This window comes from Candidatus Chryseopegocella kryptomonas (assembly GCF_001536065.1).
GTDB classification, from domain to species: domain Bacteria; phylum Bacteroidota; class Ignavibacteria; order Kryptoniales; family Kryptoniaceae; genus Kryptonium; species Kryptonium kryptomonas.
The window spans coordinates 1-613 of the sequence record NZ_CZVW01000041.1; the positions used below are offsets into that span (position 1 = coordinate 1).

Here is a 613-nt window from a genome sequence, read left to right on the forward strand (position 1 = left end):
GCAAACATAACATCTGTGCTTGTTTTCATAGGTGTTAAGATGTTAATTTCTGACTTTTACAAAATTCCAACTGTTATTGCGCTTTTGATAGTTTTCAGCATAATTACAATTTCAATACTTGCTTCGGTTTTGATACCTGAACCGAAACCAAAAGTTGCAGACCCAGAGGAAGAAAGGGTTGAAAATAAAAAAGTTTAAAACAAATTTGGAGGTGTAAAAATGGCGATTGCACAATTTACAACTCAAGCGGTTGGTTTCCCGACAATTCGTCTTCGTAGGTTGAGGATGACGGAGCAATTTAGAAAAATGGTTGCTGAAACGCAGTTATCTGTGAATGATTTCATTTATCCGCTTTTTGTTTGTCCGGGTGAAAATGTTAAGCGTGAGGTCAAGTCAATGCCCTGAGTTTTTCAGCAATCAATAGATAATATAATTCGTGAGTGTGAAGAAGTTTATAAGCTTGGAATTCCAGCTGTGATTTTGTTTGGGATTCCAGAAAGAAAAGACGAATTCGGTTCAGAGGCGTATGACGAAAATGGCATAATACAGAGGACGGTAAGGGCTTTGAAAAGGGAAATCCCCGAACTTGTTGTTATAACCGATGTTTGTTTGT

At 37.4% G+C, this 613-nt stretch carries 2 pseudogenes; both read left to right on the forward strand.

Going from position 1 to position 613, the window contains the following annotated elements:
* Nucleotides 1-198: pseudogene (locus AWW83_RS09945) on the forward strand (hypothetical protein); the annotation flags it as partial.
* A 21-nt stretch (nt 199-219) separates the two neighbouring features.
* Nucleotides 220-613 (forward strand): annotated as a pseudogene (locus tag AWW83_RS10090) (porphobilinogen synthase); the annotation flags it as partial.